The 23,159-nt window shown below is 66.8% G+C and carries 28 protein-coding genes; 17 read left to right on the top strand and 11 right to left on the bottom strand.

Features of this window, described 5'->3' with window-relative positions; translation table 11 throughout:
- Nucleotides 1-98 precede the first annotated feature (98 nt).
- From AC3A5N_RS13515 to AC3A5N_RS13535, 5 genes are read right to left on the bottom strand one after another with little or no spacing between them, the layout of a single operon-like run.
- Nucleotides 99-467 (bottom strand): DUF1801 domain-containing protein, encoded by a 369-nt coding sequence (locus AC3A5N_RS13515; protein ID WP_487737839.1) that lies wholly within the window; start codon nt 465-467, stop codon nt 99-101.
- Nucleotides 468-480: 13 nt separating this feature from the next.
- Nucleotides 481-888, bottom strand: coding sequence for a DUF1801 domain-containing protein (locus tag AC3A5N_RS13520; RefSeq protein WP_487737840.1), 408 nt, complete (start codon nt 886-888; stop codon nt 481-483).
- Entirely contained in the window at nt 885-1,082 is a 198-nt protein-coding gene (locus tag AC3A5N_RS13525) for a hypothetical protein (protein ID WP_487737841.1), read from the bottom strand. The genes AC3A5N_RS13520 and AC3A5N_RS13525 overlap by 4 nt, the downstream gene beginning before the upstream one ends.
- The gene (locus AC3A5N_RS13530) at nt 1,082-1,492 is read right to left on the bottom strand and encodes an SRPBCC family protein (protein WP_487737842.1); all 411 of its coding nucleotides are present in this window, start codon (nt 1,490-1,492) and stop codon (nt 1,082-1,084) included. The genes AC3A5N_RS13525 and AC3A5N_RS13530 overlap by 1 nt, the downstream gene beginning before the upstream one ends.
- Nucleotides 1,489-1,815: an ArsR/SmtB family transcription factor gene (locus AC3A5N_RS13535; RefSeq protein ID WP_487737843.1), complete on the bottom strand. Its 327-nt coding sequence runs from the start codon at nt 1,813-1,815 to the stop codon at nt 1,489-1,491. Before AC3A5N_RS13535 ends, AC3A5N_RS13530 begins: the two co-directional genes overlap by 4 nt.
- A gap of 198 nt (nt 1,816-2,013) precedes the next feature.
- On the opposite strand from AC3A5N_RS13535, the gene AC3A5N_RS13540 reads away from it, so the two are divergent.
- The 6 genes from AC3A5N_RS13540 (at nt 2,014) to AC3A5N_RS13565 (ending at nt 7,081) form a co-directional block, all read left to right on the top strand.
- Nucleotides 2,014-3,615: an ABC-F family ATP-binding cassette domain-containing protein gene (locus AC3A5N_RS13540; protein WP_487737844.1), complete on the top strand. Its 1,602-nt coding sequence runs from the start codon at nt 2,014-2,016 to the stop codon at nt 3,613-3,615.
- A gap of 32 nt (nt 3,616-3,647) precedes the next feature.
- On the top strand, nt 3,648-4,958 hold the full coding sequence (purB, locus tag AC3A5N_RS13545) for an adenylosuccinate lyase (protein WP_487737845.1): 1,311 nt from the start codon (nt 3,648-3,650) through the stop codon (nt 4,956-4,958).
- Between the two features lie 79 nt (nt 4,959-5,037).
- Entirely contained in the window at nt 5,038-5,388 is a 351-nt protein-coding gene (locus AC3A5N_RS13550; RefSeq protein ID WP_487737846.1) for a DUF1049 domain-containing protein, read from the top strand.
- Nucleotides 5,385-6,071, top strand: a complete 687-nt coding sequence (gene pyrF / locus AC3A5N_RS13555; protein ID WP_487737847.1) for an orotidine-5'-phosphate decarboxylase — start codon at nt 5,385-5,387, stop codon at nt 6,069-6,071. The genes AC3A5N_RS13550 and pyrF overlap by 4 nt, the downstream gene beginning before the upstream one ends.
- A gap of 2 nt (nt 6,072-6,073) precedes the next feature.
- Nucleotides 6,074-6,436, top strand: a complete 363-nt coding sequence (locus AC3A5N_RS13560) for a bleomycin resistance protein (RefSeq protein WP_487737848.1) — start codon at nt 6,074-6,076, stop codon at nt 6,434-6,436.
- Nucleotides 6,437-6,442: 6 nt separating this feature from the next.
- Nucleotides 6,443-7,081 (top strand): phosphoribosylanthranilate isomerase, encoded by a 639-nt coding sequence (locus AC3A5N_RS13565; RefSeq protein ID WP_487737849.1) that lies wholly within the window; start codon nt 6,443-6,445, stop codon nt 7,079-7,081.
- Nucleotides 7,082-7,131: 50 nt separating this feature from the next.
- Here AC3A5N_RS13565 and AC3A5N_RS13570 read toward each other — a convergent pair whose 3' ends face one another.
- Entirely contained in the window at nt 7,132-7,590 is a 459-nt protein-coding gene (locus tag AC3A5N_RS13570) for an outer membrane protein (RefSeq protein WP_487737850.1), read from the bottom strand.
- A 227-nt stretch (nt 7,591-7,817) separates the two neighbouring features.
- The gene (locus AC3A5N_RS13575; RefSeq protein WP_487737851.1) at nt 7,818-8,405 is read right to left on the bottom strand and encodes a porin family protein; all 588 of its coding nucleotides are present in this window, start codon (nt 8,403-8,405) and stop codon (nt 7,818-7,820) included.
- Between the two features lie 246 nt (nt 8,406-8,651).
- On the opposite strand from AC3A5N_RS13575, the gene trpB reads away from it, so the two are divergent.
- The 5 genes from trpB (at nt 8,652) to AC3A5N_RS13600 (ending at nt 13,406) form a co-directional block, all read left to right on the top strand.
- Nucleotides 8,652-9,899, top strand: a complete 1,248-nt coding sequence (gene trpB, locus AC3A5N_RS13580) for a tryptophan synthase subunit beta (RefSeq protein ID WP_487737852.1) — start codon at nt 8,652-8,654, stop codon at nt 9,897-9,899.
- 39 nt (nt 9,900-9,938) lie between these two features.
- Complete coding sequence (locus AC3A5N_RS13585; protein ID WP_487737853.1) at nt 9,939-10,331, top strand: endonuclease domain-containing protein; 393 nt, start codon at nt 9,939-9,941, stop codon at nt 10,329-10,331.
- Entirely contained in the window at nt 10,328-11,107 is a 780-nt protein-coding gene (gene trpA / locus AC3A5N_RS13590) for a tryptophan synthase subunit alpha (RefSeq protein WP_487737854.1), read from the top strand. The genes AC3A5N_RS13585 and trpA overlap by 4 nt, the downstream gene beginning before the upstream one ends.
- Before the next feature lie 61 nt (nt 11,108-11,168).
- Nucleotides 11,169-12,017 carry an acetyl-CoA carboxylase, carboxyltransferase subunit beta gene (gene accD / locus AC3A5N_RS13595; RefSeq protein WP_487737855.1) on the top strand — a complete coding sequence of 283 codons (849 nt, stop codon included), beginning with the start codon at nt 11,169-11,171 and terminating at the stop codon, nt 12,015-12,017.
- 93 nt (nt 12,018-12,110) lie between these two features.
- The gene (locus tag AC3A5N_RS13600) at nt 12,111-13,406 is read left to right on the top strand and encodes a bifunctional folylpolyglutamate synthase/dihydrofolate synthase (RefSeq protein WP_487737856.1); all 1,296 of its coding nucleotides are present in this window, start codon (nt 12,111-12,113) and stop codon (nt 13,404-13,406) included.
- Nucleotide 13,407: 1 nt separating this feature from the next.
- Here the strand turns inward: AC3A5N_RS13600 and AC3A5N_RS13605 are convergent, their stop codons facing one another.
- The gene (locus tag AC3A5N_RS13605; protein WP_487737857.1) at nt 13,408-15,141 is read right to left on the bottom strand and encodes an AmpG family muropeptide MFS transporter; all 1,734 of its coding nucleotides are present in this window, start codon (nt 15,139-15,141) and stop codon (nt 13,408-13,410) included.
- A gap of 71 nt (nt 15,142-15,212) precedes the next feature.
- Here AC3A5N_RS13605 and AC3A5N_RS13610 point away from each other — a divergent pair, with 71 nt between their 5' ends.
- From AC3A5N_RS13610 to rsmD, 3 genes are all read left to right on the top strand, one after another.
- Nucleotides 15,213-16,376, top strand: a complete 1,164-nt coding sequence (locus AC3A5N_RS13610) for an aromatic ring-hydroxylating oxygenase subunit alpha (protein ID WP_487737858.1) — start codon at nt 15,213-15,215, stop codon at nt 16,374-16,376.
- A 114-nt stretch (nt 16,377-16,490) separates the two neighbouring features.
- On the top strand, nt 16,491-17,255 hold the full coding sequence (locus AC3A5N_RS13615; protein WP_487737859.1) for a pseudouridine synthase: 765 nt from the start codon (nt 16,491-16,493) through the stop codon (nt 17,253-17,255).
- Nucleotides 17,256-17,257: 2 nt separating this feature from the next.
- Nucleotides 17,258-17,803, top strand: a complete 546-nt coding sequence (gene rsmD / locus AC3A5N_RS13620; protein ID WP_487737860.1) for a 16S rRNA (guanine(966)-N(2))-methyltransferase RsmD — start codon at nt 17,258-17,260, stop codon at nt 17,801-17,803.
- A 28-nt stretch (nt 17,804-17,831) separates the two neighbouring features.
- Here the strand turns inward: rsmD and AC3A5N_RS13625 are convergent, their stop codons facing one another.
- Both AC3A5N_RS13625 and AC3A5N_RS13630 read right to left on the bottom strand, forming a co-directional pair.
- Entirely contained in the window at nt 17,832-18,332 is a 501-nt protein-coding gene (locus AC3A5N_RS13625; RefSeq protein WP_487737861.1) for a hypothetical protein, read from the bottom strand.
- 303 nt (nt 18,333-18,635) lie between these two features.
- A complete protein-coding gene (locus AC3A5N_RS13630) occupies nt 18,636-19,292 on the bottom strand; it encodes a hypothetical protein (RefSeq protein WP_487737862.1) in 657 nt (218 codons plus the stop codon).
- 109 nt (nt 19,293-19,401) lie between these two features.
- Here AC3A5N_RS13630 and AC3A5N_RS13635 point away from each other — a divergent pair, with 109 nt between their 5' ends.
- Nucleotides 19,402-21,708 carry an ATP-dependent helicase gene (locus AC3A5N_RS13635; protein ID WP_487737863.1) on the top strand — a complete coding sequence of 769 codons (2,307 nt, stop codon included), beginning with the start codon at nt 19,402-19,404 and terminating at the stop codon, nt 21,706-21,708.
- 67 nt (nt 21,709-21,775) lie between these two features.
- Here AC3A5N_RS13635 and AC3A5N_RS13640 read toward each other — a convergent pair whose 3' ends face one another.
- Nucleotides 21,776-22,390, bottom strand: a complete 615-nt coding sequence (locus AC3A5N_RS13640; protein WP_487737864.1) for a GyrI-like domain-containing protein — start codon at nt 22,388-22,390, stop codon at nt 21,776-21,778.
- A 64-nt stretch (nt 22,391-22,454) separates the two neighbouring features.
- On the opposite strand from AC3A5N_RS13640, the gene AC3A5N_RS13645 reads away from it, so the two are divergent.
- Nucleotides 22,455-22,853 carry a GFA family protein gene (locus AC3A5N_RS13645; protein ID WP_487737865.1) on the top strand — a complete coding sequence of 133 codons (399 nt, stop codon included), beginning with the start codon at nt 22,455-22,457 and terminating at the stop codon, nt 22,851-22,853.
- Between the two features lie 139 nt (nt 22,854-22,992).
- Nucleotides 22,993-23,151, top strand: a complete 159-nt coding sequence (locus AC3A5N_RS13650) for a hypothetical protein (RefSeq protein ID WP_487737866.1) — start codon at nt 22,993-22,995, stop codon at nt 23,149-23,151.
- Nucleotides 23,152-23,159: the final 8 nt, after the last annotated feature.

Consider the following 23,159-nt stretch of genomic DNA (forward strand, 5'->3'; position numbering starts at 1 on the left):
TGCCAGTCCGTGCGGGCGGCTGGTTCCTCTGTTCGCGATCGATGAAGGCCGCCTAGGTGCCCGTCAGGTACCGCTGTGTCAAATCAAGCGGGGCCCCCTTACCGCTTCTTTTTTGCGAGATTGAACGCCACCGCCTCGCGCACGAGCGCCTGCAAGGCAGGCTCGTCGATCGCGTCCTTTTCGAACATATCGATCGCGCGCCGCACGTTGCCGTCGAGACTGGCGTTGAACAGGCCCGCCGGGTCGTCCAGCGCGGCGCCCTGTGCGAACGTCAGCTTGACCTTGTCCTTGTAGGTCTCGCCCGTGCAGATGATGCCCTCGCGGCTCCAGGTCGGCACGCCGGCGGGGTTGGAGGGCTTGCGCCACTTGGCCTCCTCGACGATCTCGGGATCGGCACCCATGATGACTTCGCGTGCCTGCGCGAGCCTCGCGCGCCGCCAGTCGCCCTCTTCGTTTTCCTGCGCCAAACCGCGCCTCCTGCTACATCTTCTCGCCGGGCAGCTTCGCCGCCTGCTTCACCCACTCGGTGAACTGGTCGCCCGGCATTTCGCCTTCGTGAATGTGGTAGTAGCGCACCTCGGGATACTTCGACTTCTCGGGCGGCGGCGGTTCGAGCGAGCTGCCGCGGAAGAACGTCACCTTCACGTAGCGGTCGAAGCAATGGAACGAGGCGAACCAGCGGCCCTGCTCTTTGCCGTAGAACGGACTGTTCCACTTCACCGCCTTCTCGACACCGGGAACCGCGCTGACGATTGCGGCGTCCAGCGCCTCGCCGACCGCGCGCTTCCAGCCGGGCATGGCGGCGATATACGCCTGCACCGGCGCATCGCCCTCCCCCTTCGGGATCTGCGGATTGCCGCCGGACAGCAATTTGGGCTTGCCCGTCATAACCGGGCGGGCCTGCGGTAATGGCGAACGAACATGTAAATGCCCGTCAGCATGAGGAAGAACAGGAACGGCAGCGGCGTGTAGTAGAGCCATTCCGGCGGCATCGCGAACGCCTGGAAGGCGAATATGCCCACGACGATCAGGGTGAAGACGATCGAAGTCCAGCGATGCAACTGCCTTATCCGGTTGCTCATCAGTCCATCCTTTCCAGCAGGTTCTCGAGTGATTTGAGGAAGCGCGGCCAGCCCGCCCGCGCGCCGTGATACGCCATCTTTTCCTCGGGCCGGAAGCCGGTCTGCTCCATCCGCAGCCGCGTGCCGGAGGGCGTGGGATCGAGCGTCCAGTTCACCACGCTTTCAAGGCCGGGACCGTTCCAGCGGTAGCTCAGGGAGCGCAGGGGCTCGATCGCCAGCACCTCGCCTTCGACTTTGCCCCATTCGGCTACCATCTCGAACCGCTCGCCCACCTCGGCGCGGAAGTCGTTCGGCATGATCCATTCGGCGAGCAGATCGCTCTGCGTCAGCGCGCGCCAGAGCCGCTCGGGCGGATGGGCGAACTCGCGCTCTACGACGAGCGTGCGGATTTCGTTTAAGGTAGCAGTCAATTGTCCATCCTCGCCAGCAGATCGTCGAGATCATCGAACCGCGCTTCCCAGAACGTCCGCATCTGCCCGGTCCAGTCGTCGAGCGGTGCCAGCCGCGCCGGCAGCGCGCGATAGTACGTAGAGCGCCCCGCCCGCCGCCCTTCGACCAGCCCGCCCTCCCTCAGCACGCCGAGATGCTTGGAGATCGCCGGCTGCGAGATCCCCGACCCGCGGGTAAGGCCGCCCACGGTCAGTTCACCCTCGCGGCACAGCCGTTCAAAGATCGCCCGGCGGCTCGCGTCGGCGAACATTCGGAAAAGGGGATCGGGGTCAGGCATTGCCATCCACAAATTCATAACCCGTGAGTTATGAGTAAGTCAATCGCCGAGCTCTCGTGCGCGCTGCCTCGCCCGCAGGGGGAGAGCGGCGGTTGTTTTGTATGCTGCCCGCCTCTATTTCGGTTCTCTCCACTCAAAGGACCCCGACAATGAACGACACGGCTTTGGATCACGTCTCCCGTTTCCAGCCAGTCGAGTATTCATATGTCCGCCCTTCTTACGATCGATCGCCTGTCCGCAGCCGCGCCTGACGGCGCTCCCCTCTTCTCCGAACTGACGCTTTCGCTCGACCACGAGACGGTCGGGCTGGTCGGCCGCAACGGCTCGGGAAAATCGACCTTGCTGGCCATACTTGCCGGCGAACGCGAGCCGGCCGCCGGCACCGTCACCAAGACGGCGCGGATCGCCATCTTGCAACAAGTGCAGCCGGACGACGGCAGCGTGGCCGAGGCGCTGGGCGTCGCGAAGGACCTTGCGCGCTTGCGCAAGCTCGAGGCGGGCGAAGGCTCGGTCGAGGATGCGGGTCTGGCCGACTGGACACTCGAACAACGCCTGGCAGACGCATTCGCCCGCGTGAAGCTCTCAGGCATTGTCCCGGACCGCGCGGTCGCATCGCTCAGTGGCGGCGAGCGGACGAGGCTCGGCTTGGCCGCAATGTTGCTCGGCGAACCCGAGGTGTTGCTGATGGACGAGCCGACTAACAATCTCGACGCCGACGGGCGTGAAGCGATCGGCGAACTCCTCGCCGGGTGGCCGGGCGGAGCTCTCGTCGCCAGCCACGACCGGTCGCTGCTCGAGGGTATGGACCGGATCGTGCAGCTTTCGCCGGTGGGCATCTTCTCGTTCGGCGGCGGATGGAGCGGCTTCGCCGCGTCGCGCGATGCCGAACGCGAGCGCGCCCAGGGTGAGCTCGACCGCGCCGCGCGCGATCTCAAGCAGCAGACTCGAACCATCCAGCGCCAGGCAGAGAAGAAAGCGCGGCGCGACAAAGCTGGGCGGGCCAAGGCGGCGAAGGGCGATATGCCCCGCATCCTTCTGGGCGCGATGGCCGAGCGGGCGGAGAACACCGGCGCACGCGACCAGCATCTCGCCGGACGGCTGCTGGAAGAGGCCGGCGCCGCAGTCGATGAGGCGCGCCTGCAGGTGGAAATCGTCACCCCGATCCGCATCGAGGTTCCGCCCGCCGGCCTCCCCGCGAACCGCCGCCTGCTACGGTTCGACGCGGTGACTCTCGAACGCGGTGACGAGCGTCTGTTCGGTCCGTTGTCCTTCTCGATCACCGGGCCGGAGCGCGTCGTGGTCAGCGGAGCAAACGGCAGCGGCAAGAGCAGCCTGCTGCGAATTGCGACCGGCGATCTAGAACCTAGCACCGGCACGGTCGCGCGTGCCGAAGATGCGCTGGCGATGCTCGACCAACATGTCGGCATGCTCGACCCAGCACTCGACCTGGTGACCAATATGCGTGCTCGCCATCCGGCGATGACCGCGCGCGAAGCACACGAAGTGCTCGCCCGCTTCGCCTTCCGAAACCGCGACGCCCTGCGCCCGGCGGCAACGCTGAGCGGCGGCGAGAAGCTGCGCGCGGGTCTCGCTCTGGTGACGGGCGGCCCGGTGCCGCCGCAGCTTCTGGTGCTCGACGAGCCGACCAACCATCTCGATATCGATGCTGTCGAGATGCTCGAGCAGGCACTTGCCTCGTATGACGGCGCGTTGCTGCTGGTCAGCCACGATCGGCAATTTCTCGACGCGGTGGGGTTCGATTGCGAGATCGCGCTGCCCCTTGCTATCCCCGCTTCCGCCCCCTAGCGGCTGCGCCATCCAGCAACCCGGAGTCGAGAATGGTCCCCCGCTACGCCCGCCCCGAAATGACCGCGATCTGGGAGCCCGAGGCGCGTTACCGCATCTGGTTCGAGATCGAGGCGCATGCAACCGAGAAGCTGGGCGAGCTTGGCGTGGTGCCCGAAAGCGCGGCGAAGGCGCTGTGGGACTGGTGGGCGACCGACCCGAAGATCGACGTCGACGCGATCGACGCGATCGAGGCGGTGACCAAACACGACGTGATCGCCTTCCTCACCTGGGTCGCCGAACAGGTGGGAGACGAAGCGCGCTTCATGCACCAGGGCATGACCAGCTCGGACGTGCTCGACACGACGCTGGCCGTTCAGCTCGCGCGTGCCGCGGACATCCTGCTGGCCGATCTCGACCAGTTGCTCGCAGCCATCAAGCGTCGGGCGGAAGAGCACAAGTACACCCCCACCATCGGCCGCAGCCACGGCATCCATGCCGAACCGGTGACCTTTGGCCTCAAGCTGGCGCAGGCCTATGCCGAGTTCGCGCGCTGCCGCCAGCGGCTGATCGCCGCGCGCGAGGAGATCGCGACCTGCGCCATCAGCGGTGCGGTCGGCACCTTCGCCAACGTCGATCCACGGGTGGAGGAGCATGTCGCCGAGCGCCTCGGTCTCGCGGTCGAGCCGATCAGCACGCAAGTGATCCCGCGTGACCGGCACGCGATGTTCTTCGCCACGCTGGCGGTGATTGCCGGTTCGATCGAGCGCGTCGCGGTCGAGATCCGCCATCTCCAGCGGACCGAAGTGCTGGAGGCGGAGGAGTACTTCTCGCCCGGGCAGAAGGGCAGCTCGGCCATGCCGCACAAGCGCAACCCGATCCTGACCGAGAACCTCACCGGCCAAGCCCGCATGATCCGCGCCTATGCTCTTCCCGCACTCGAGAACGTCGCCCTGTGGCATGAGCGGGACATCAGCCACTCCTCGGTCGAACGCTTCATCGGCCCGGATGCGACGATCACGCTCGACTTCGCGCTCGCGCGCCTCACCGGCGTGATCGACAAGCTGCTCGTCTATCCGGAGCGGATGCAGAAGAACCTCGACCGGATGGGCGGTCTCGTCCACTCGCAGCGCGTGCTGCTCGCACTCACCCAGGCCGGCGTCAGCCGCGAGGACGCCTACCGCCTCGTGCAGCGCAACGCGATGAAGGTCTGGGAATCGGACGGCGCGCTGTCGCTGCTCGACCTGCTCAAGGGCGATGACGAAGTGACCGCGGCGCTCAGCCATGCCGATCTCGAAGAGAAATTCGACCTCGACTATCACTTCAAACAAGTCGACCGCATCTTCGCCCGGGTCTTCGGCTGACGGGCGCAGCGGCAGGCTTCCCTTGGGTTGCCAAGGCGTTTAGCATCCGGGCCGCCTTCAACGGGGAGCGAGACAGAGCATGCAAGTGATGAGAACAATCGTCTGGGTCCTGCTGCTGGCCGCGCTGCTGGTCTTTTCCGCCTTCAACTGGCGGCCGGTCGAGATAACGATCTGGCAGGGTCTGGTCCTCGAGACCAAGATCCCGGCACTGGTCGTCGTGTCCTTCCTGCTCGGCCTGCTGCCGATGTGGCTGCTGCACCAGGGTTCGAAGTGGCGGCTCAACCGGCGGATCAGTTCGCTCGAGATGGCGCACCGCACCGCGGTCGCCAATACGGCGGCGGCACCCCCGCCGCCCGAGACCGTGCATGAACCCGCACCGGCGCCCGTGACGACCGACATCGCGGACGACCGTCCCAAAGATCCCGCATGAGCAACCCGGTCTACCTCGCCCTCGATCTGCCGCAGCTCGACGCGGCCAAGGCACTGGCCGGCAAGGTCAAGGCGCATATCGGCGGCGTGAAGCTGGGCCTCGAATTCTTCTGCGCGCACGGGCACCACGGCGTGCACGAGATCGCGCACCTCGGCCTGCCGATCTTCCTCGACCTCAAGCTGCACGACATTCCCAACACCGTCGCCGGCGCGATGCAGGCGATCCATGTGCTCGAGCCGGCGATCGTCACCGTCCACGCCAGCGGCGGACGCGCGATGATGGAGGACGCCAAGGCCGCGGCCAGCAACGGGACGAAAGTCGTCGCGGTGACGATGCTCACCAGCATGGACGACCGCGATCTCGAACGCACCGGCGTGAAAGGCTGCGCCCACGATCAGGTCATGCGCCTCGCCGAGCTAGCCAAGGCGGCGGGCCTCGACGGGATCGTCTGCTCGGGGCAGGAGGTTGGCGCGGTTCACCGGCAGTGGAAGGACGGGTTTTTCGTCGTCCCCGGCCTGCGCCTGCCGGGCAATGGCGCCAATCACGCGAGGGGCGACCAGAAGCGCGTCGTCACCCCGCGCCAGGCGCGTGACGACGGCGCGAGCGTCCTCGTCGTTGGCCGCCCGATCAGCCGCGCCGAGGACCCCGTGGCAGCCGCGGTCGCGATCGAAGCGACGCTCTAGGCGTGGCGGACCGCGCCACCCCCAACCTGCCCGCGCGCGACTTCGACAAGACCGAAGCCTTCTATGCCGAGCTCGGCTTTGAGCGCAGTTGGCGCGACGGCGGCTGGATGATCCTCAACCGGGGCGAGGTGCAACTCGAATTCTTCCCTTATCCCGGTCTCGACCCTGCCGAGAGCTCGTTCGGCTGCTGTCTTCGGCTCGACGACATGCCGGCCTTCGTCGAGGCATGCCGTGCGGCCGGTATCAGCGCCGGCCCCGTGGGTTTCCCGAGATTACAAGCCCCGCGGCGCGAGCACAGTGGGCTCCACATCGCCTATCTCGTCGATCACGACGGTTCCCTCCTTCGCCTCGTCCAGAACGCCTGACCGCCGATGCCCAAAATCAAGATCTGCGGGATATCCACACCCGACGCGCTCGACGCGGCGATTGCGGCGCGGGCCGACCATTGCGGCTTCGTGTTCTTCGCCCCCTCCCCGCGCAACCTCACCGCTGGCGCGGCGCGCGAACTCTCCGCCCGCGCGGATGGGCGGATCGGCAAGGTCGGGCTGCTCGTCGATCCCGATGATGCCCTGCTCGCCGAGGCGGTGGCGGCGGGCGCTCTGGACGCAATTCAGCTTCATGGCGACGAGACGCCCGAGCGCGCAGCTCAGCTCCGCGCGCGCTTCGGCCTGCCGGTGTGGAAGGTGATTTCGGTCGCCGCGCAGGGGGACGTCGCGCGCGCGGGCGCCTACCGTGATGCGGCGGACCTGATCCTGTTCGATGCCAAGACCCCCAAAGGTGCCGCGCTGCCCGGTGGGATGGGTCTGCGGTTCGATTGGTCGTTGCTCACCGCCTATCGCGGGCCACTCCCGTGGGGCCTCGCCGGCGGTCTCGCGCCTGCCAATGTCGCCGAGGCGATCCGAGCGACCGAAGCGCCGCTGGTCGACACGTCCTCGGGCGTGGAAAGCGCGCCGGGCGTAAAGGATCCGGCGCTGATCTCGGCCTTCTGCGCGGCAGCACGCGGCGCATAGAAAAAGGGCGGCCCCGCAGAGCCGCCCTCCCTTCGCAATTTTCGCAGGCTTCAGAAGTTGAAGCCGACGCCGACCACCGCCGTGTTCACGTCGACGAAGTCGCTGAAGAAGTGGCGGTACTCGCCCTTCACGTAGAGATTGGTGCCCAGGCGGTGCTGATAGCCGGCGCCGAGGTGCGGCGTGTCCTCGCCCTCGCCGAAGGTGTAGCCGCCGGCGGCATAGAGTTTGCCGTTCGCACCCATCTTGGCGCCAACGCGTGCCGTGGCGCCCCAGACGACGTCCGCACCGTCCGCGAGGATCTTGTCGGCCGAGCCTTCGACACCAAAGAACGTCGTCTCGCCCAGGTCGAAGTCGTACCCGCCTGCCACACCTGCAACGGCCTCTTCATGACCATTGGCCCAGGCGATGCCGCCGCGCGCTTCCACACGGCCTTCGTTGGCCTGCGCGGGCGATGCGATAACGGCCATTCCCACGAGGGCGGGCAGGGTTGCCAAAGCGAACTTTTTCATTGTTTTTCTCAACTCCACGATCCGGCCGGGCCCATCCCGGCCGTTCGATTGGCCGCATCTGGGGAGCCGATCCTGTATCTTTCATTTACCGTCGACGAACGACATTCCCGGTTCGAGTAACATCGTTTCGCTCTCGACCAATGTCGTACTCGGCCACCACGGGCGCCTCACAACAAAAAAGGGGCGGCCGATGGGCCGCCCCTCTGGTTGTCACGCGTCGCTGCCGATCAGAAGCGGTATGCAACGCCCGCGCGAACGGAGTTGTTCTTGATGAAGTCGCTGTAGTCGGCATAGGTGTACTCGACGCGGAACGAGGTCGCATCGCCGAACCGGGTTTCCAGGCCAGCGCCCAGAACCAGCGCATCGTCACGATCGCTTTCGCTCACGCCATCTGCGGCGAGCTTGAACCGGGTGTTCTCCCAACCGGCGCGCGCATAGAGGCCGGTGCTGTCGTTGAGCATGGCGCCCAGACGAGCGGTCGCGCCGAAGGTTTCCTTCGCGCTCGCAGAAAACGCATCCGTGCCGGTGTCGGCAGTGATCTCCGCGGCGCTCAGCGCGGCCTTAGCCTCGATCCCGACGAACGTGCTGGGGCTCACCGGCAGGTCGTAGCCGGCGAACACGGCGCCCACGACGCCATTGCCACTCAGGCCGTCGTAATGATCGCCATCGGCGAACACGTCATCGGCCTGCACTTCGTAGCTGTCGAGACCAGCTTCGATCCCGACGTATGGGCCTGAAAACGGCTCAGCCATCGCCGGAGTTGCGGCCAGCGCAAGGAAAGAAGCAGAGGCGATAACTGCGAACTTGGTATTCATTATTATTTTCTCCGTTCAAGTAGAACTTGAATCTATTGGTTGGTTAGGGGTATGTTTGCCACACTGTAGTGCAGCATGTCGGAATTTGGGGATTGGTGTTCCGGATTCCAGTGCCGAAAAGTATCTACCCTGCAAGAAAAACGCTGTGTTGCCCGGGTGCAACACCTTGCCTGTCCGGGACGCCCGCGCGCAATCGGCCGCGGGATTCTGGACAAGCTCAGACGGCTCTGCCAAGCGCGAGGGGCAATGACCGAGCACCCCAACTCATCCGGAAACCAGCCCCCAGCGAAAGCGAACAGCTTTCGCCAGATGCCGGACTCGCGCGGCCATTTCGGCACCTACGGCGGGCGCTACGTGGCCGAAACGCTGATGCCGCTCGTGCTCGAACTGGAGCGCGAATATCGGGCGGCCAAGGCGGACGCGGCCTTCCAGCAGCAGTTCGACGACCTGCTCGAACACTACGTCGGCCGCCCCAGCCCGCTCTACTTCGCAGAACGGCTCACAGAGGCACTCGGCGGCGCACAAATGTGGTTCAAGCGGGAAGAACTGAACCACACCGGCGCGCACAAGATAAACAATTGCATCGGCCAGATCCTGCTCGCGATTCGCATGGGCAAGACCAGGATCATCGCCGAGACCGGGGCCGGCCAGCACGGCGTCGCCACCGCCACCGTCTGCGCGCGGTTCGGCCTGCCCTGCACGATCTTCATGGGTGCGACCGACGTCGCCCGCCAGCAGCCGAATGTCTTCCGGATGAAGTTGCTCGGCGCGGAAGTCGTGCCGGTGGACAGCGGCGCCGCGACCCTGAAGGACGCGATGAACGAGGCGCTGCGCCACTGGGTCGCCCACGTCGAAGACACCTTCTACATCATCGGCACCGCCGCGGGGCCGCACCCGTATCCCGAGCTGGTGCGCGACTTCCAGAGCGTGATCGGCAAGGAGGCGCGCGCGCAGATGCTCGCCCGCACCGGCCGCTTGCCCGACCTGCTGGTCGCGGCTGTCGGCGGCGGGTCGAACGCGATCGGCCTGTTTCACCCGTTCCTCGACGATCCTGATGTCGCGATGGTCGGGGTCGAGGCGGCAGGCCACGGGATCGACAGCGGTCAGCACGCCGCCAGCCTGACCGGCGGCGCGCCGGGCGTGCTCCACGGCAACAAGACCTACCTGCTCCAGGACGAGGACGGCCAGATCACCGAGGCGCACTCGATCAGCGCGGGCCTCGACTATCCCGGCATCGGGCCGGAGCACGCCTGGCTGTACGAAAGCGGGCGGGTGAAATACCTGCCGATCGGCGATGACGAGGCGCTCGAGGCGTTCCAGCTCTGCTGCCGTCTCGAAGGCATCATCCCCGCCCTCGAAAGCGCCCACGCGCTGGCCGCGCTGCCCAAGCTGGCGGACGACTACGGCAAGGACCAGATCATTCTCGTCAACGTCTCCGGCCGGGGCGACAAGGACATCTTCACCGTGGCGCATAAGCTGGGGGTGAAAATCTAGCCCTCTCCCATTCAGGGGAGAGGGTTGGGAGAGGGGAAGATGCGCAACGCCGGTTCACTCAAACACGCACAACGCATGCGCAAGGAGATGACCGAGCCGGAAACGCGGTTGTGGCTCGAACTGCGCGCAGCACGCTTTCGCGGGATTAAGTTCCGCCGCCAGAAGGTCATCGGAAACTTCATCGCCGACTTCGTGGCAAACGAACCCAAACTGGTGCTGGAGGTGGATGGCGACGGTCATGCGACACAGGCGGCGTATGATGCTCGGCGGACTGCGTTTCTCGAAGAACACGGTTATCGTGTGGTTAGATTTACGAATGCGGATGTGATGATGAATATGGACGGCGTACTGGATCGGCTTGGCGAGATCATCGACGAACTGCGCCGGCCCCCTCTCCCAACCCTCTCCCCTGAAGGGGAGAGGGCTATATGACCCGCCTCTCCTCCGCCTTCGCCAAGCCGCACCGCGCGCTCGTGACCTTCATCACCGCGGGCGATGGCGATACCGCGGCCAATCTCGATGCGCTGGTCGAGGGCGGCGCGGATGTGATCGAGCTCGGCATGCCGTTCACCGATCCGATGGCCGATGGCCCGGCGATCCAGGCGGCGAACATCCGCGCGCTCGGCGCCGGAACGACCACGGCCGAGGTGCTGCGGATCGCGCGCGAGTTTCGCCAGCGCCATCCAGACGTGCCGCTGGTGCTGATGGGCTACGCCAACCCGATGGTCCGCCGCGGCCCCGAGTGGTTCGCCTCCGCCGCCGCCGAGGCGGGCGTGGACGGCGTGATCTGCGTCGATATCCCGCCCGAGGAGGACGACGCGCTCGGCCCCGCCCTGCGCGCCGCCGGGATCGCCCCGATCCGCCTCGCCACCCCGACGACCGATGCCGCGCGCCTGCCGCAAGTGCTCGAGGGCTCGGCCGGGTTCCTCTACTACGTCTCGGTCGCGGGGATCACCGGCAAGCAGCAGGCTGCGCAGGCGAGCATCGACGAAGCGGTCAGGCGTCTCAAGGCGGCAACCAACCTGCCCGTCGCCGTCGGCTTCGGCGTGCGCACGCCCGAACAGGCTGCCGCCATCGCCAAGGTGGCGGATGGCGTGGTCGTCGGCTCAGCACTCGTGGAGCTGGTGGGCGAACACGGTAAGGATGCGCCCGAGCATCTGCGCAAGCTCACCTCGGCGCTGGCGGAAGCGATCCGCACCGCCGGCTGAGCCCCCTTCCCGCGAACGGGAGGGGCTGTCATTCGCTCGATTTCGGTTTAAGGCCCGGCCCATGAACTGGTTCACCCGCGTCCGCAATTCGCTGCCTTTCGTGGCCAAGCGCACGACTGAGGAAACGCTGTGGGTCAAGTGCCCCGGCTGCTCGGAGATGCTGTTCACGAAGGAATACGAGGAAAACCTCAAGGTCTGCCCGCGCTGCGGCCACCACGGCCGGATCGGCGCCGACGAGCGGCTGCGTCAGTTGCTCGACGAGGGTTACGACGTGCTCAGGCAGCCCGACGTCGCCGAAGACCCGCTCAAGTTCCGCGATACCAAGAAATACACCGACCGGCTGAAGCAGGCGCGCGCGAAGAACCCGCACAAGGACGCCTTCACCGTCGGCTCGGGCGCGATCGAGGACCGGCCGGCCGTCGTCGGCGTACAGGACTTCGCCTTCATGGGCGGCAGTATGGGCATGGCCGTGGGCACCGCCTTCTGCCAGGGCGCCGAGCGCGCGCTGAGCCGCAAGTGCGCCTATGTCGTCGTCACGGCGGCGGGCGGCGCGCGGATGCAGGAGGGCATTCTCAGCCTGATGCAGATGCCCAAGGCGACCGTGATGACGCGCCGCCTGAAAGAGGCCGGCCTGCCCTATATCGTCGTGCTGACCGATCCCACGACCGGCGGCGTCACCGCCAGCTACGCCATGCTCGGCGACATCCATGTCGCGGAGCCGGGCGCGCTGATCGGTTTTGCCGGCCAGCGCGTGATCCAAGACACGATCCGCGAGAAACTGCCCGAAGGCTTCCAGCGCGCCGAGTACCTGCACAAGCATGGTATGGTCGACATGGTCGTCAAGCGGCACGATCTGAAGACCACGCTGGCGAGCCTGCTCGACTACCTTCAGCCGAGGGCGGCGGCTTGATGCACGCCGTCATTCCAGCGAAAGCTGGAATCGCGTGCAGCAAGCCCGGAGCGTGAGGACAGCGATCCCGGCTTTCGCCGGGATGACGACGCTATGAAAGACTTCGGCACTTCCTCGGACCCCGCGGTCCAGGCCCAGCTCGACCGGCTGGCGGCGCTTTCGGTGCCGCAAGGCCGCCTCGGGCTCGAGACGATCCGTGCGCTCCTCTCGCGCCTCGGCGATCCGCATCTGGCGCTGCCGCCGGTGTTCCACGTGGCTGGGACCAACGGCAAGGGCTCCACCTGTGCCTTCCTGCGCGCGATGCTCGAGGCGCAGGGGCACCGCGTCCAAGCCACGACGAGCCCGCACCTGGTGCGCTACAACGAGCGTATCCGGGTGGCGGGCGAACTGGTCTCCGACGCGCGGCTGGCCGAACTTCTCGCCGAAGTGCTCGACGCGGGCGATGATCTCGCGCCCAGCTTCTTCGAGGTGACGATCGCCGCCAGCTTCCTCGAGTTCGCGCGCGTGCCCGCCGATGCCTGCGTGATCGAGGTCGGCCTCGGCGGGCGGTTCGACGCGACCAACGCGGTCCCCCGCCCCGCGGCGTGCGGCATTGCCGCGCTCGGCATCGACCACGAGCGCTTCCTGCTCGTGCCGGAGCACGGCACCCCGCCCGAGCCGATCGCGCGCATCGCCTTTGAGAAGGCCGGCATCGCCAAGCCCGGCGTGCCGCTGGTGACGCTCGACTATCCGACCGAGGCGATGGCGGCGGTCGAACGGACCGCCGAACGGGTCGGCGCTCCGCTCCTGCCGCAGGGCCCCGGCGGCGCGTGGACGATAGAGGCGGATGGTGACCGGATTGCCTACTCCGATGCGCAGGGCACGCTCTCGCTCCCGATCCCCACGCTGCCGGGCCTGCACCAGTCTCTCAACGCCGGGCTCGCCGTGGCGATGCTGCGCCACCAGCAAAGCGTCACCGTCTCACCCGAAGCGATGGCGCAAGGCATTCGCGCCGCCTACTGGCCCGCGCGCCTCCAGCGCCTCGCGCCCGGCCCGCTTGCGGGCGAGCGCGAAGTCTGGCTCGACGGCGGCCATAACCCGAGCGCGGGCGCGATGCTCGCCCGGCATTTCGCGGGCCAGCGGCTGCACCTCGTGATCGGCATGATCGAGGGAAAGGATCCGGCGGCCCTCACCGCCCCGCTCGCCCCGAGCATCGCCACCCTCACCGCCGTGCCCGTCCCCTACCACGAGCATTATCCCGCCGAAGCATTCGGCGAAATCGCCCGCTCCGCTCCCGACGTACCAGGCGCCCTTGCGGCTCTGCCCCACGATGGCCTGCCGGTGCTGGTCGCAGGCTCGCTCTACTTGGCGGGCGAGGTGCTGCGGCTGAATGGGGAAACACCTGACTAAGCTACTCGGCTGGGAGGGCCTCTCTCGCTTCCGGCGCCACGACCCCCGCAGCGCGCTTCCCGCGGGATTCGCGGATCCATTCGAGAATGCACAGCACCACCGCCACCACGCCGATCAGCGCGGTGAAGATGAACACGTAGTAGTAGCCGCGTTCCTCGATCATCTGACCCAGCGCCCCGCGCCCCAAGGTGCCGACCAGCAGCGTCAGCGACGCCAGCAGCGCGTATTGCACCGCGCTATAGCCCTTGGCCACGATCGAACTGAGCCAGGCAACGTAGGCCGCGCCCGCGATACCGATGGCAAGGTTCTCTCCGCCGATAGTGATCATTAGCCGCGCGAGCCGCTCGCTCCCGCCGGGGAACTGCAGCACCGCCCAAGTGAAGCCGGTCGCGTCGCTTACCGCCTGCATCGTCGCTCCGCCCAACGCAAGGTCCGCGTAGAGCAGGTTGGTCGCTGCAGCGAGGCCGGCGCCGAGTGTCAGAGTGAACATCCGCCCGAGCACGGTGATCAGCCAGCCGCCGAGCGCCAGGCCGAGCAGGATCGCTCCGACGCCGAAGAACTTCGAGGCGACCGCAACCTCGTCGTTCGTATACTGCAGCTCTCCGAGATAGAACGGATAGGCGAAGGTGCCCCAGATCGCGTCGGTGATGCGGTAGGTGAGCACCAGCGCAAGAATGAGCACCAGCGACCAGCCCATGCGCCCAACGAACTCCACCAGCGGCTGCACCAGCGCGCGGTAGAGTTGATCGAGGATCAGCCCGTCGGAGGCTTTCCCCGCACGCCCCTCGACGATCACGTGCTTCCCGTCGCGCTTGAGTTTGGCGAGCCAGGCGGCCACGAACGCGGGGAGCACGATTGTCGCGATGACTATCAATGGGCCGTAAGTCGCGATGAATGCGGTCGGGTCGGGCCGTTCTTCGGGGATGGCGGTCATCGAGCGGGCCATGAACACGCCGACCGTCAGGATCGCCCAGCCCCACAGCAGACCCACCGCCAGCAAGGCCCAATTGCGAACCCTGGGTTCGATTTCGCCCGGCACGTAGAGTTCGGCGGTCTGCTTCTCATTCTTGGCAACCGACGCCGCCTGGTCGACATCCGCATCGGGAGCAAACAAGCCGGCCAAGCCGATCGCCAGCATGATGCAGCCCATCATCACGTAAGTCTGCGGCCAGCCGATCCGCGCCGCGACGATCAGGCCGAGCGCGCCGCCCACCAGCGCGGCGAGGCGGAACCCCATTTGATAGACGGTCGAGAGGATGTCGATCGTCGCTTCCTCGTCCGCGATGTCGATGCGCCAGGCGTTGATGACGATGTCCTGCGTGGCGCTGGCGAAGGCGCCGATCCCGGCGAGCAGGCTGAACCAGCCGAGCGAGCTCTTCGGGTCGAGACCCGCCATGGTTACGAGGATGATCCCGAGCAAGAGTTGCGCCGGCGCGATCCATTGCTTCCGCTTGCCGAGCCGGTGCAGGCCAGGAATGTCCATCCGGTCGAGCAGCGGCGACCACAGGAACTGAAACGCGTAAGCGAGGCCGATCAGCGAGAACACGCCCATCGTCTCCAGATCGACCTCGGCCTCGCTAAGCCACGCGTAGAGCGTACCGAGGAACAACGCGAAGGGCAGGCCCGAGGCAAATCCGAACAACGCCATGTACGCCGATTTCCGGTTGCGCAGCGAGCGCACCAGCGTGCGCCAGCCAGGCTTGGTGGTCTTTGTGGCGGCAGCAGCCTCGGCCATTCCCTAGCGTCCTTCCGTCTATCCCGATTTTCTGCGACACTAGCTGCCGGAGAGGGCCAGGAACAGGCGCTATGGAAGCTATCGACACCAAACATCCCGCGCGGCGGCCGACCGAGGGCATGCTGGCGCTGGCACGCGCGATCGCCGAGGGGCAGAGCCGCGCCGAGGCGGGCGTCAGCGAGGTTCCGGCGAGCGTCTATACCGACCCCGGCTATTACGGGCGCGAGATGGCCGCGATCTACGAGCGGATGCCGCAGATCCTGTGCCCGTCCGCCCTGCTGCCCGAGCCGGGCATGGCGGTGCCGCACGACGCGACCGGGCGTCCGCTGCTGATCACCCGCGACGGCGAAGGCAAGGCGCACGTCTTCCTCAACGTCTGCCGCCATCGCGGCACGCGGCTGGTGGAGGGTAGCGAGGCGCTGTGCCAGAAGCGGCTCGTCTGCCCCTATCACGCTTGGACCTATTCGGTGGACGGGCGCCTGCTCGCCCTGCCCCGCCCCGACACTTTCCCCGGACTCGACAAGGACGCGAAAGGGCTGATCGAGCTGCCGAGCCGCGAGACCGGCGGCCTGATCTGGTTCTGTCCGCAGGAAGCGACCGCCGACTTCTCCGATGCCGAGCGGCTGGGCGAGGACTTCGACGCGCTCGGCATGGGCGAGCACGTGCTGTTCCGCCGCAAGACGCACGAGGTCGCGGCGAACTGGAAGCTCATCATGGACGCCTTCCTGGAGAGCTATCACGTCACCCGGCTCCATGCGCAGACGATCGGGCCGTTCTTCAAGGACGGGGTGACCTCGGGCGACATGGTCGGCCCCCACGCCCGCTCCGCCGTCGGCCGGCTGGAGGAGATGGAGTCCGTGGACCTCACCGACATGGCCGCGTTGCGCCGCGTGGTGACCTTCGCCTACCAGCTCATCCCCGGCGCGCTGATCATCCCCAGCCCCGACTACGTCAACGTCATGGTCATGATGCCCCAGGCGCACGACCGCACGCTGGTGGAAGATTTCATGCTCATCCCCGAGCATCCCGTCACCGACAAGGCGCGCGATCACTGGGAACGGAGCTGGGCGCTACTGGATGGCGGCGTCTTCGCCGGAGAAGACTTCCGCGCGGCGGAGCTGGGACAGCAAGGGCTCTCCACAGGCGCGGTGCCTTCGCTGACGCTCGGCACGCTGGAAGGCGGCATCCGGCGATTCCACGAGACCGTGGAGGAGGCGCTGCGGGCGGTGAACTGACGACTCACCCAAGCCGTCATCCCAGCGAAAGCTGGGATCGCGTGCCGAAAGTCGGACCCGATCGGAGAGCGATCCCAGCTTTCGCTGGGATGACGGTGCGTGTAGAGGCCCCGCATGGCCGACACTCCAAAACCTCAGGGCGAGCGCATCGCCAAGCTGCTCGCGCGCGCGGGCGTCGCCAGCCGGCGCGAGGTCGAGCGGATGATCGCTGACGGCCGTGTCGCGATCGACGGCAAGGTGCTCGACACCCCGGCAACGATCATCCCCGACCTGCGCGGCGTCACGGTCGACGGCAAGCCGGTCGGCAAGGCCGAGCGCACGCGGCTGTTCGCCTTCCACAAGCCGACCGGCCTGATCACCGCGGAACGCGATCCGAAGGGCCGCGCGACGATCTACACCGCGCTCCGCAACGCGCTCCCCAAGGGCGCGGGGCGCGTGATGCCGATCGGGCGGCTCGATCTCAACACCGAGGGCCTCCTGCTGCTCACCAACGACGGTGAGTTCAAGCGCGCGATGGAACTGCCTGCCAGCGGCATCCCGCGCACCTACCGCGCGCGCACATTCGGCGAGGTGACGCAAGCGCAGCTCGAAGATCTGTTCGACGGCCTGACGATCGACGGCGTCCGCTACGGCCAGATCGATGCGAACATGGAACGGCGCACGGGCCGCAACCAGTGGATCGAGCTGACCATCACCGAAGGCAAGAACCGTGAGGTCCGCCGCGTGCTCGAACACCTCGGGCTGCAGGTGAGCCGCCTGATCCGCGTCGGCTACGGCCCCTTCGCACTGGGCGAACTGCCCCGCGGCGCGGTGGTGGAAATCCAGAAGCACGAGATCGAGCGGTTCCGATCGAGCCTCAAGAGAGCGCACCGGGCGTGAGCATGAGAGTGATTGCCGGAGAGTGGCGCGGGCGCAGGCTCGTGACGCCGAAGGGGGAGGCGACGCGCCCCACCGCGGACCGCACGCGCGAGACGCTGTTCTCGATGCTCAGCAGCCGGCTCGGCAGTTTCGAGGAGCTTTCCGTGGCCGACTTGTTCGCAGGCTCGGGCGCGCTCGGCCTCGAGGCGCTTTCGCGCGGGGCGGCGCAGTGCCTGTTCGTCGAGCAGGAAGAGGCGGCGCTCAAGGCGATCCGCGCCAACATCGCCGCGCTCGACGCCCGCATGCGAAGCGAAGTGCGCGCCGGATCGGTCATGGCGCTCGGCCCGGTCGACAAGCCCCGCGACCTGGTGCTGCTCGATCCGCCTTATGGCACCGGCGCGGGCGCGGTGGCGCTCGATCGGCTGCTGAGGCTGGGGTGGATCGGGGAAGCCACCTGGATCGCGCTCGAAACCGGAGCGGACGAGACGGTGGCGGTAAAGGGACTTTCGGTCGATGCCGAAAGACGTGTCGGCAAGGCGAAGCTGACTTTGCTCCGCCTTGCCGACTGATCTCGCGAGCTAGGCTCCGACCGACCGATTACATCGGGTCGTCGGTCATCGGCTCGTCAGGAGTGGCCGGCTCAGCCGTCGTGGGATCGGCCATCGGGTCCGGAGTCGTCGTGTCCGGGCCAGCCGGTTCCGGGGTCGTCGGATTGGCTGCCGGGTCGGTCGGGGCCGGCATGCCGGCCGCCTGAGCTTCGATCTGCGCCCAGGCCTGGGTCTGCTGCTCCGGCGGCAGGGTCGCGAGCGTGCTCTTGTCGGCATCCGAGATGCGCCAGAAGAGCTCCTGACGCTCCGGCGTCAGCGACCAGAAGTAGGTCTGCGTCTCGGCAGGCCAGGCATCGTACTGCGCCTGCTGCGCGGGCGCCCAGGCATCATAGGCCGACTGCTGGTCCGGGGTCAGCGTGGTTGTCGTGGCAGTGTCGGCCGGCTCCGCGGACTCGACCGGCGGTTCGGCCATCTCGGTGTCCTGAGCCAGCGCCGGGCTGGAAACGATCGCCACGGCGGCGACGGCGGGAAGTAGGTTACGGATACGCATTGGGAAGTCTCCTTTAAAATATTCCCAAGCGACGAACGCGAACTCTTCCTGACAATTCGGTCCCCCGTCAGGATTACCTAGAGGTTGGGGACTTCACGCTGCGGCGGCAAGACTTACACTCGACTACAATCGCATGAGCGAAACGCCTCGCCGGAAAATGTGTCAGAATCGGGGCGAGCTGTAATAGACTGATTTTCTTGCAACTTGTCACGGAAAGACACGGGAAAGGGGCAGAGCCGCGAAAGCAACTCTGCCCCTTCGGGTATCGACGCACCTGCTTAGGCGCGCGCCAGAGAAACGCGGTCAGGCGCCGTCGGGCTTTTTGGCCGGCAGCGGCTCGTCGATCTCGCTCGCTGGCTTGCCCGGCCAGTAGTCGAGCGGGACGTTGCCATAGTTCTTCCCCGCCGCGCGCGGATTGATGCAGCCGTCCTGCACCTCGGCGCTGCAGATCGGATACTCCTCCTTCGGCGGAGGGGCGGTCTGCACCGTCTCGCTCTCGACGAACCGCATGTCGCCGCTCGTCGCCATCGAAGCCGTCGTGCTCGCGGGGCCGGCCGGCGTGCCTGTGGTAGTGGTCGCCGCGGTCGAAGCTGCTGCCCCGGGCGCGGCGCCGTTCATCTGCGCGGCGATCTGCGCCCAGGCCGACGTGCGCTGCTGCGGCGTCATCTGATAGACCTGCCTGCGCTGCTCGTCGGTCAGCGCCCACCAGCCGGTCTGCTGGTCGGGGGTCAGCGACCAGAAATACTCCTGGATCTCGGCCGTCCACGCATCGTAGGCGGCCTGGCGATCGGCCGGCCATGCGTCATACGACGTCTGCTGGCCCGCGGTCATGGTGTAGGTGCCCACAGGCGTCTCGACTTCGGCTTCGACCTGGGTCTCGGCGTCGGCCTCGGTGTCCTGCGCCGCAGCGGGCACGGCGAAAGCCAGTGCCGCGGCACCGGCTAGAATTATGCTACGCATTGGAGCTGTCTCCATCCGTTCATCATCGGTGCCACTACGCCGCACAGGTGATGCGGTTCCGTGCGGCCCTTGCGTGTTTCCTCCGCGTTCCCTAGCTGTTCGCCTGCTCATGACCCTGCCCGGCACCGCCCCGAACTCCGCCCCTGATGGCGAAATTCCCCTTTACGCAGCGCGGCTTAACGCCCCGCAGCGGGAGGCGGTGCTGACGACCGAAGGGCCGGTTCTGATGCTCGCGGGCGCTGGCACGGGCAAGACCGCGGCGCTTACCGCGCGTTTGGCACACCTCGTCGCAACACGGCGCGCCTGGCCGAGCGAGATTCTCTGCGTCACCTTCACCAACCGCGCGGCCGGCGAGATGCGCGAGCGTGTTGCCCACCATCTCGGCGAAGCAGTGGAGGGCATGCCTTGGCTCGGCACCTTCCATTCGATCGGCGCCAAGATGCTGCGCCGCCATGCCGAGCTGGTCGGGCTGCAATCGAACTACACGATCATCGACACCGACGATCAGCTCCGCCTGCTCAAACAGCTCATCGTCGAGAACGACCTCGACGAGAAGCGCTGGCCCGCGCGCCAGCTCGCCGGCCTGATTGACCGCTGGAAGAACCGCGGTCTCAATCCCGAAGACCTCGATGCGGTCGAAAACGAAGCCTATGCCAACGGCCGCGGGCAGCAGTTCTATCGCCTCTATCAGGAGCGGCTGAAGGCGCTGAACGCCTGTGACTTCGGCGACCTGCTGCTGCACATGCTGAATGTGTTCCGGCGGGAGCGCGAAGTGCTCGCGCACTACCAGCAGCGCTTCAAGTACATCCTGGTCGACGAGTATCAGGACACCAATCAGGTCCAGTACCTCTGGCTTCGCCTGCTCGCGCAGGAGCGCAAGAATATCTGCGTGGTGGGGGACGACGACCAGTCGATCTACTCCTGGCGCGGGGCCGAGGTCGCCAACATCCTGCGCTTCGAGAAGGACTTTCCCGGCGCACACGTGATCCGGCTGGAGCAGAACTACCGCTCCACCCCGCACATCCTCGGCGCCGCCTCGGGTCTGATCGACGCCAACAGCCAGCGCCTCGGCAAGACGCTGTGGACGGAGGTCAACGGCGGCGACAAGGTGCGCGTGATCGGCGTGTGGGACGCGCCCGAGGAAGCGCGCCGCGTGGGCGAGGACATCGAGCGGCTGGAGCGCGAGGGCGCGCCTCTCGAGCAGATCGCCATTCTCGTGCGCGCGCAGTACCAGACGCGCGAGTTCGAGGACCGCTTCATCCAGATCGGCTTGGGCTACCGGATCGTCGGCGGCTTCCGCTTCTACGAGCGCGCCGAGATCCGCGACGCGCTCGCCTATCTGCGCGTGATCGCCCAGCCGCAGGACGATCTCGCGTTCGAGCGCATCTATAACCAGCCCAAGCGCGGGCTCGGCGCCAAGACGCTCGAGAAGATGCATCAGCACGCCCGCCGCACCGGAATGCCGCTCGCCGCCGCCTCGCTCCAGCTCGCCGACAGCGACGAGCTGCCCGCGCGCGCGGCGAACGCGATCGGCGGACTGATGGGCCAGTTCCTCGAGTGGCGCGAGCAGGTGGACAAGGTCACCCCGTCCGAACTGCTGCGCACGGTGTTGGACGAGACCGGCTACAACGCCATGCTCGAGGCGGAGAAGACCGCCGAAGCCTCCGGCCGTCTGGAGAACCTTTCCGAGCTCGCGCGTGCAATGGAGGAATACGAGACGCTCGGCGACTTCCTCGAACACGTCAGCCTGGTGATGGACAACGACCGTGCCAACGAGGGCGAGAAGGTCACCATAATGACCATGCACGCGGCCAAGGGTCTGGAGTTCGCCAACGTCTTCCTGCCCGGGTGGGAGGAAGGCGTGTTCCCGAGCCAGCGCGCGCTCGACGAAGGCGGGCTCGCCAGCCTGGAGGAGGAACGCCGCCTCGCCTACGTCGCGATCACCCGCGCGCGCCGGCGCTGCACGATCCTGCACGCGGCCAACCGCCGCATCTACGGCCAGTGGACCAGCTCCATCCCCAGCCGCTTCGTCGGCGAACTGCCCGCCGATCATATCGAGGAAGAGACCACCCTGACCGGCGGCGCCTCCCTCTGGCGCGCGGGCATGACCGAGCACGAGGACCCCTTCGCCCATCTCGCCCGCGAGCGCCCCGCCCGCACCGCCACCCGCGGCCCCGGCTGGCAGCGCGCGCTCACCACCGGCTACGATGCAACGCCGAAGCGCGTGCGCGAAACCACCCGCAGCGCCGCCAGCTTCGCCGCCAAACCCCGCACCGACATCGCCGTCGGCCAACGCGTGTTCCACGACAAGTTCGGCTACGGCGTGGTGACGGACCAGGAGGGGAACCGGCTGGAGATCGAGTTCGAGCAGGCCGGGGTGAAGCGGGTGATCGACAGCTTCGTGACGGTGGCGTGAGAGCGGCGACTGTCGAGCAACGCTCCGAGGTCCGCCGCTTCCCCCAATCACGTCATCCCGACGGGCCTCAACGCTTCCGGATTGGCTGGCGGAGGATCGTTTTCAGTTTTGCCGGCTCGGTCCTCCGGGGGTCGCTCAGATAGATTTCATGATGTGGGCCGTTGAAGGTCGCATCGAGGCTGGGCATCGCTTCTTCGTGGAGGCGTCTCAAGGTCGGACCTTCGTCGTCGTAGCTGCCGATGTGCAGGATCTGCAGCGATCGGCCCTCGTCATAGGATTCGAAGCGCAGCGATGGCGGACGGTGGCCGCGCTTTGCCGCGGTCTTCGCGACCCCTTCGTCGAAATCGGCCTCGCCGATAAAGTCCGGCGCCATTATCATCACGGTCCAGCGCCAGCGATCTTTCTCCCGCCGCACGAACGCGCCGGGATCGTCTGCCCACCAGAGCGCTTCCAACGGGGGCACCACGTAGTCGCGGCCAAGCCTTTCCTTCGCCGCGAACTTCATTGCGTAGCTGACGCCGTACAGCCACTCGACCGCCGTCTTGTATTCGTCCGCCGTGTTCGGATCGCCCGCCCCGTCCGCTTTCACGAAGGCCATTCTCGGCACCACGATCTCGGCGAAGCTGTCCTGCGGCGGATTGAACAGCGCCCTGTGCGTCTTCTTCAGATCGAGCTTCGTCATCCGTCTCCTCCTGACACATCGGGCCCCTTTCGCAAACGCCCGCTGCGCTCTAGACGCCGACGTTGTGACCGATCGCGAGGCAACCTGCCGGTGTGGGCAATTGCGTGCCAGATGCACGGGCGACCCGGTGCGCGTTTCGGTCTGCCATTGCCTCGCCTGCCAGCAGCGGACCGGCAGCGCGTTCGCGGTTCAGGCGCGCTGGCCGGACGAGCGGTTCGAACTGACGGGGGCGTTCCGCGAGTGGTCGCGGGTGGGCGATAGCGGGACGCGGGCGACCTATCGCTTCTGTCCCGATTGCGGCTCGACCGTCGCCTACGTCAACGAGGGGATGGCGGGCGTGACCGCGGTTCCGGTCGGAGCGTTCGCCGATCCCGATTTCCCCTCGCCGAAGTTCTCGGTGTACGAGGAACGCAAGCATCGCTGGGTCGCGATCGTCGGCGATGACATCGAGCATATGGACTGATCGAGCTTGGCGATCGCGCGACGCATCGCTGATCCGCCATCCCAGCGAAAGCTTAGATCGCGCCCCAGCTCGGACATCGAGGCAAACGGTCGGAAACCTCCCGCGGCCCGGTCGTTGGTTTTCGTGAAGGAGAACCGACATGACCAGCGAAGCCGGCAACGCCCAGGCGCGGAAGGAAAACCGCGGCAGCGGCAATCCGAATGAAAAGCTGCAGAAACAGGAAGCACGCGATCCGAATCGCTCCAACGCGCGCGATCGCGAGAACCGCAAAGGCGGCGACAATGCGGAAGCGCTGTAGGCTCGACT

The organism is Pelagerythrobacter sp. Soil_C_18 (assembly GCF_057657235.1).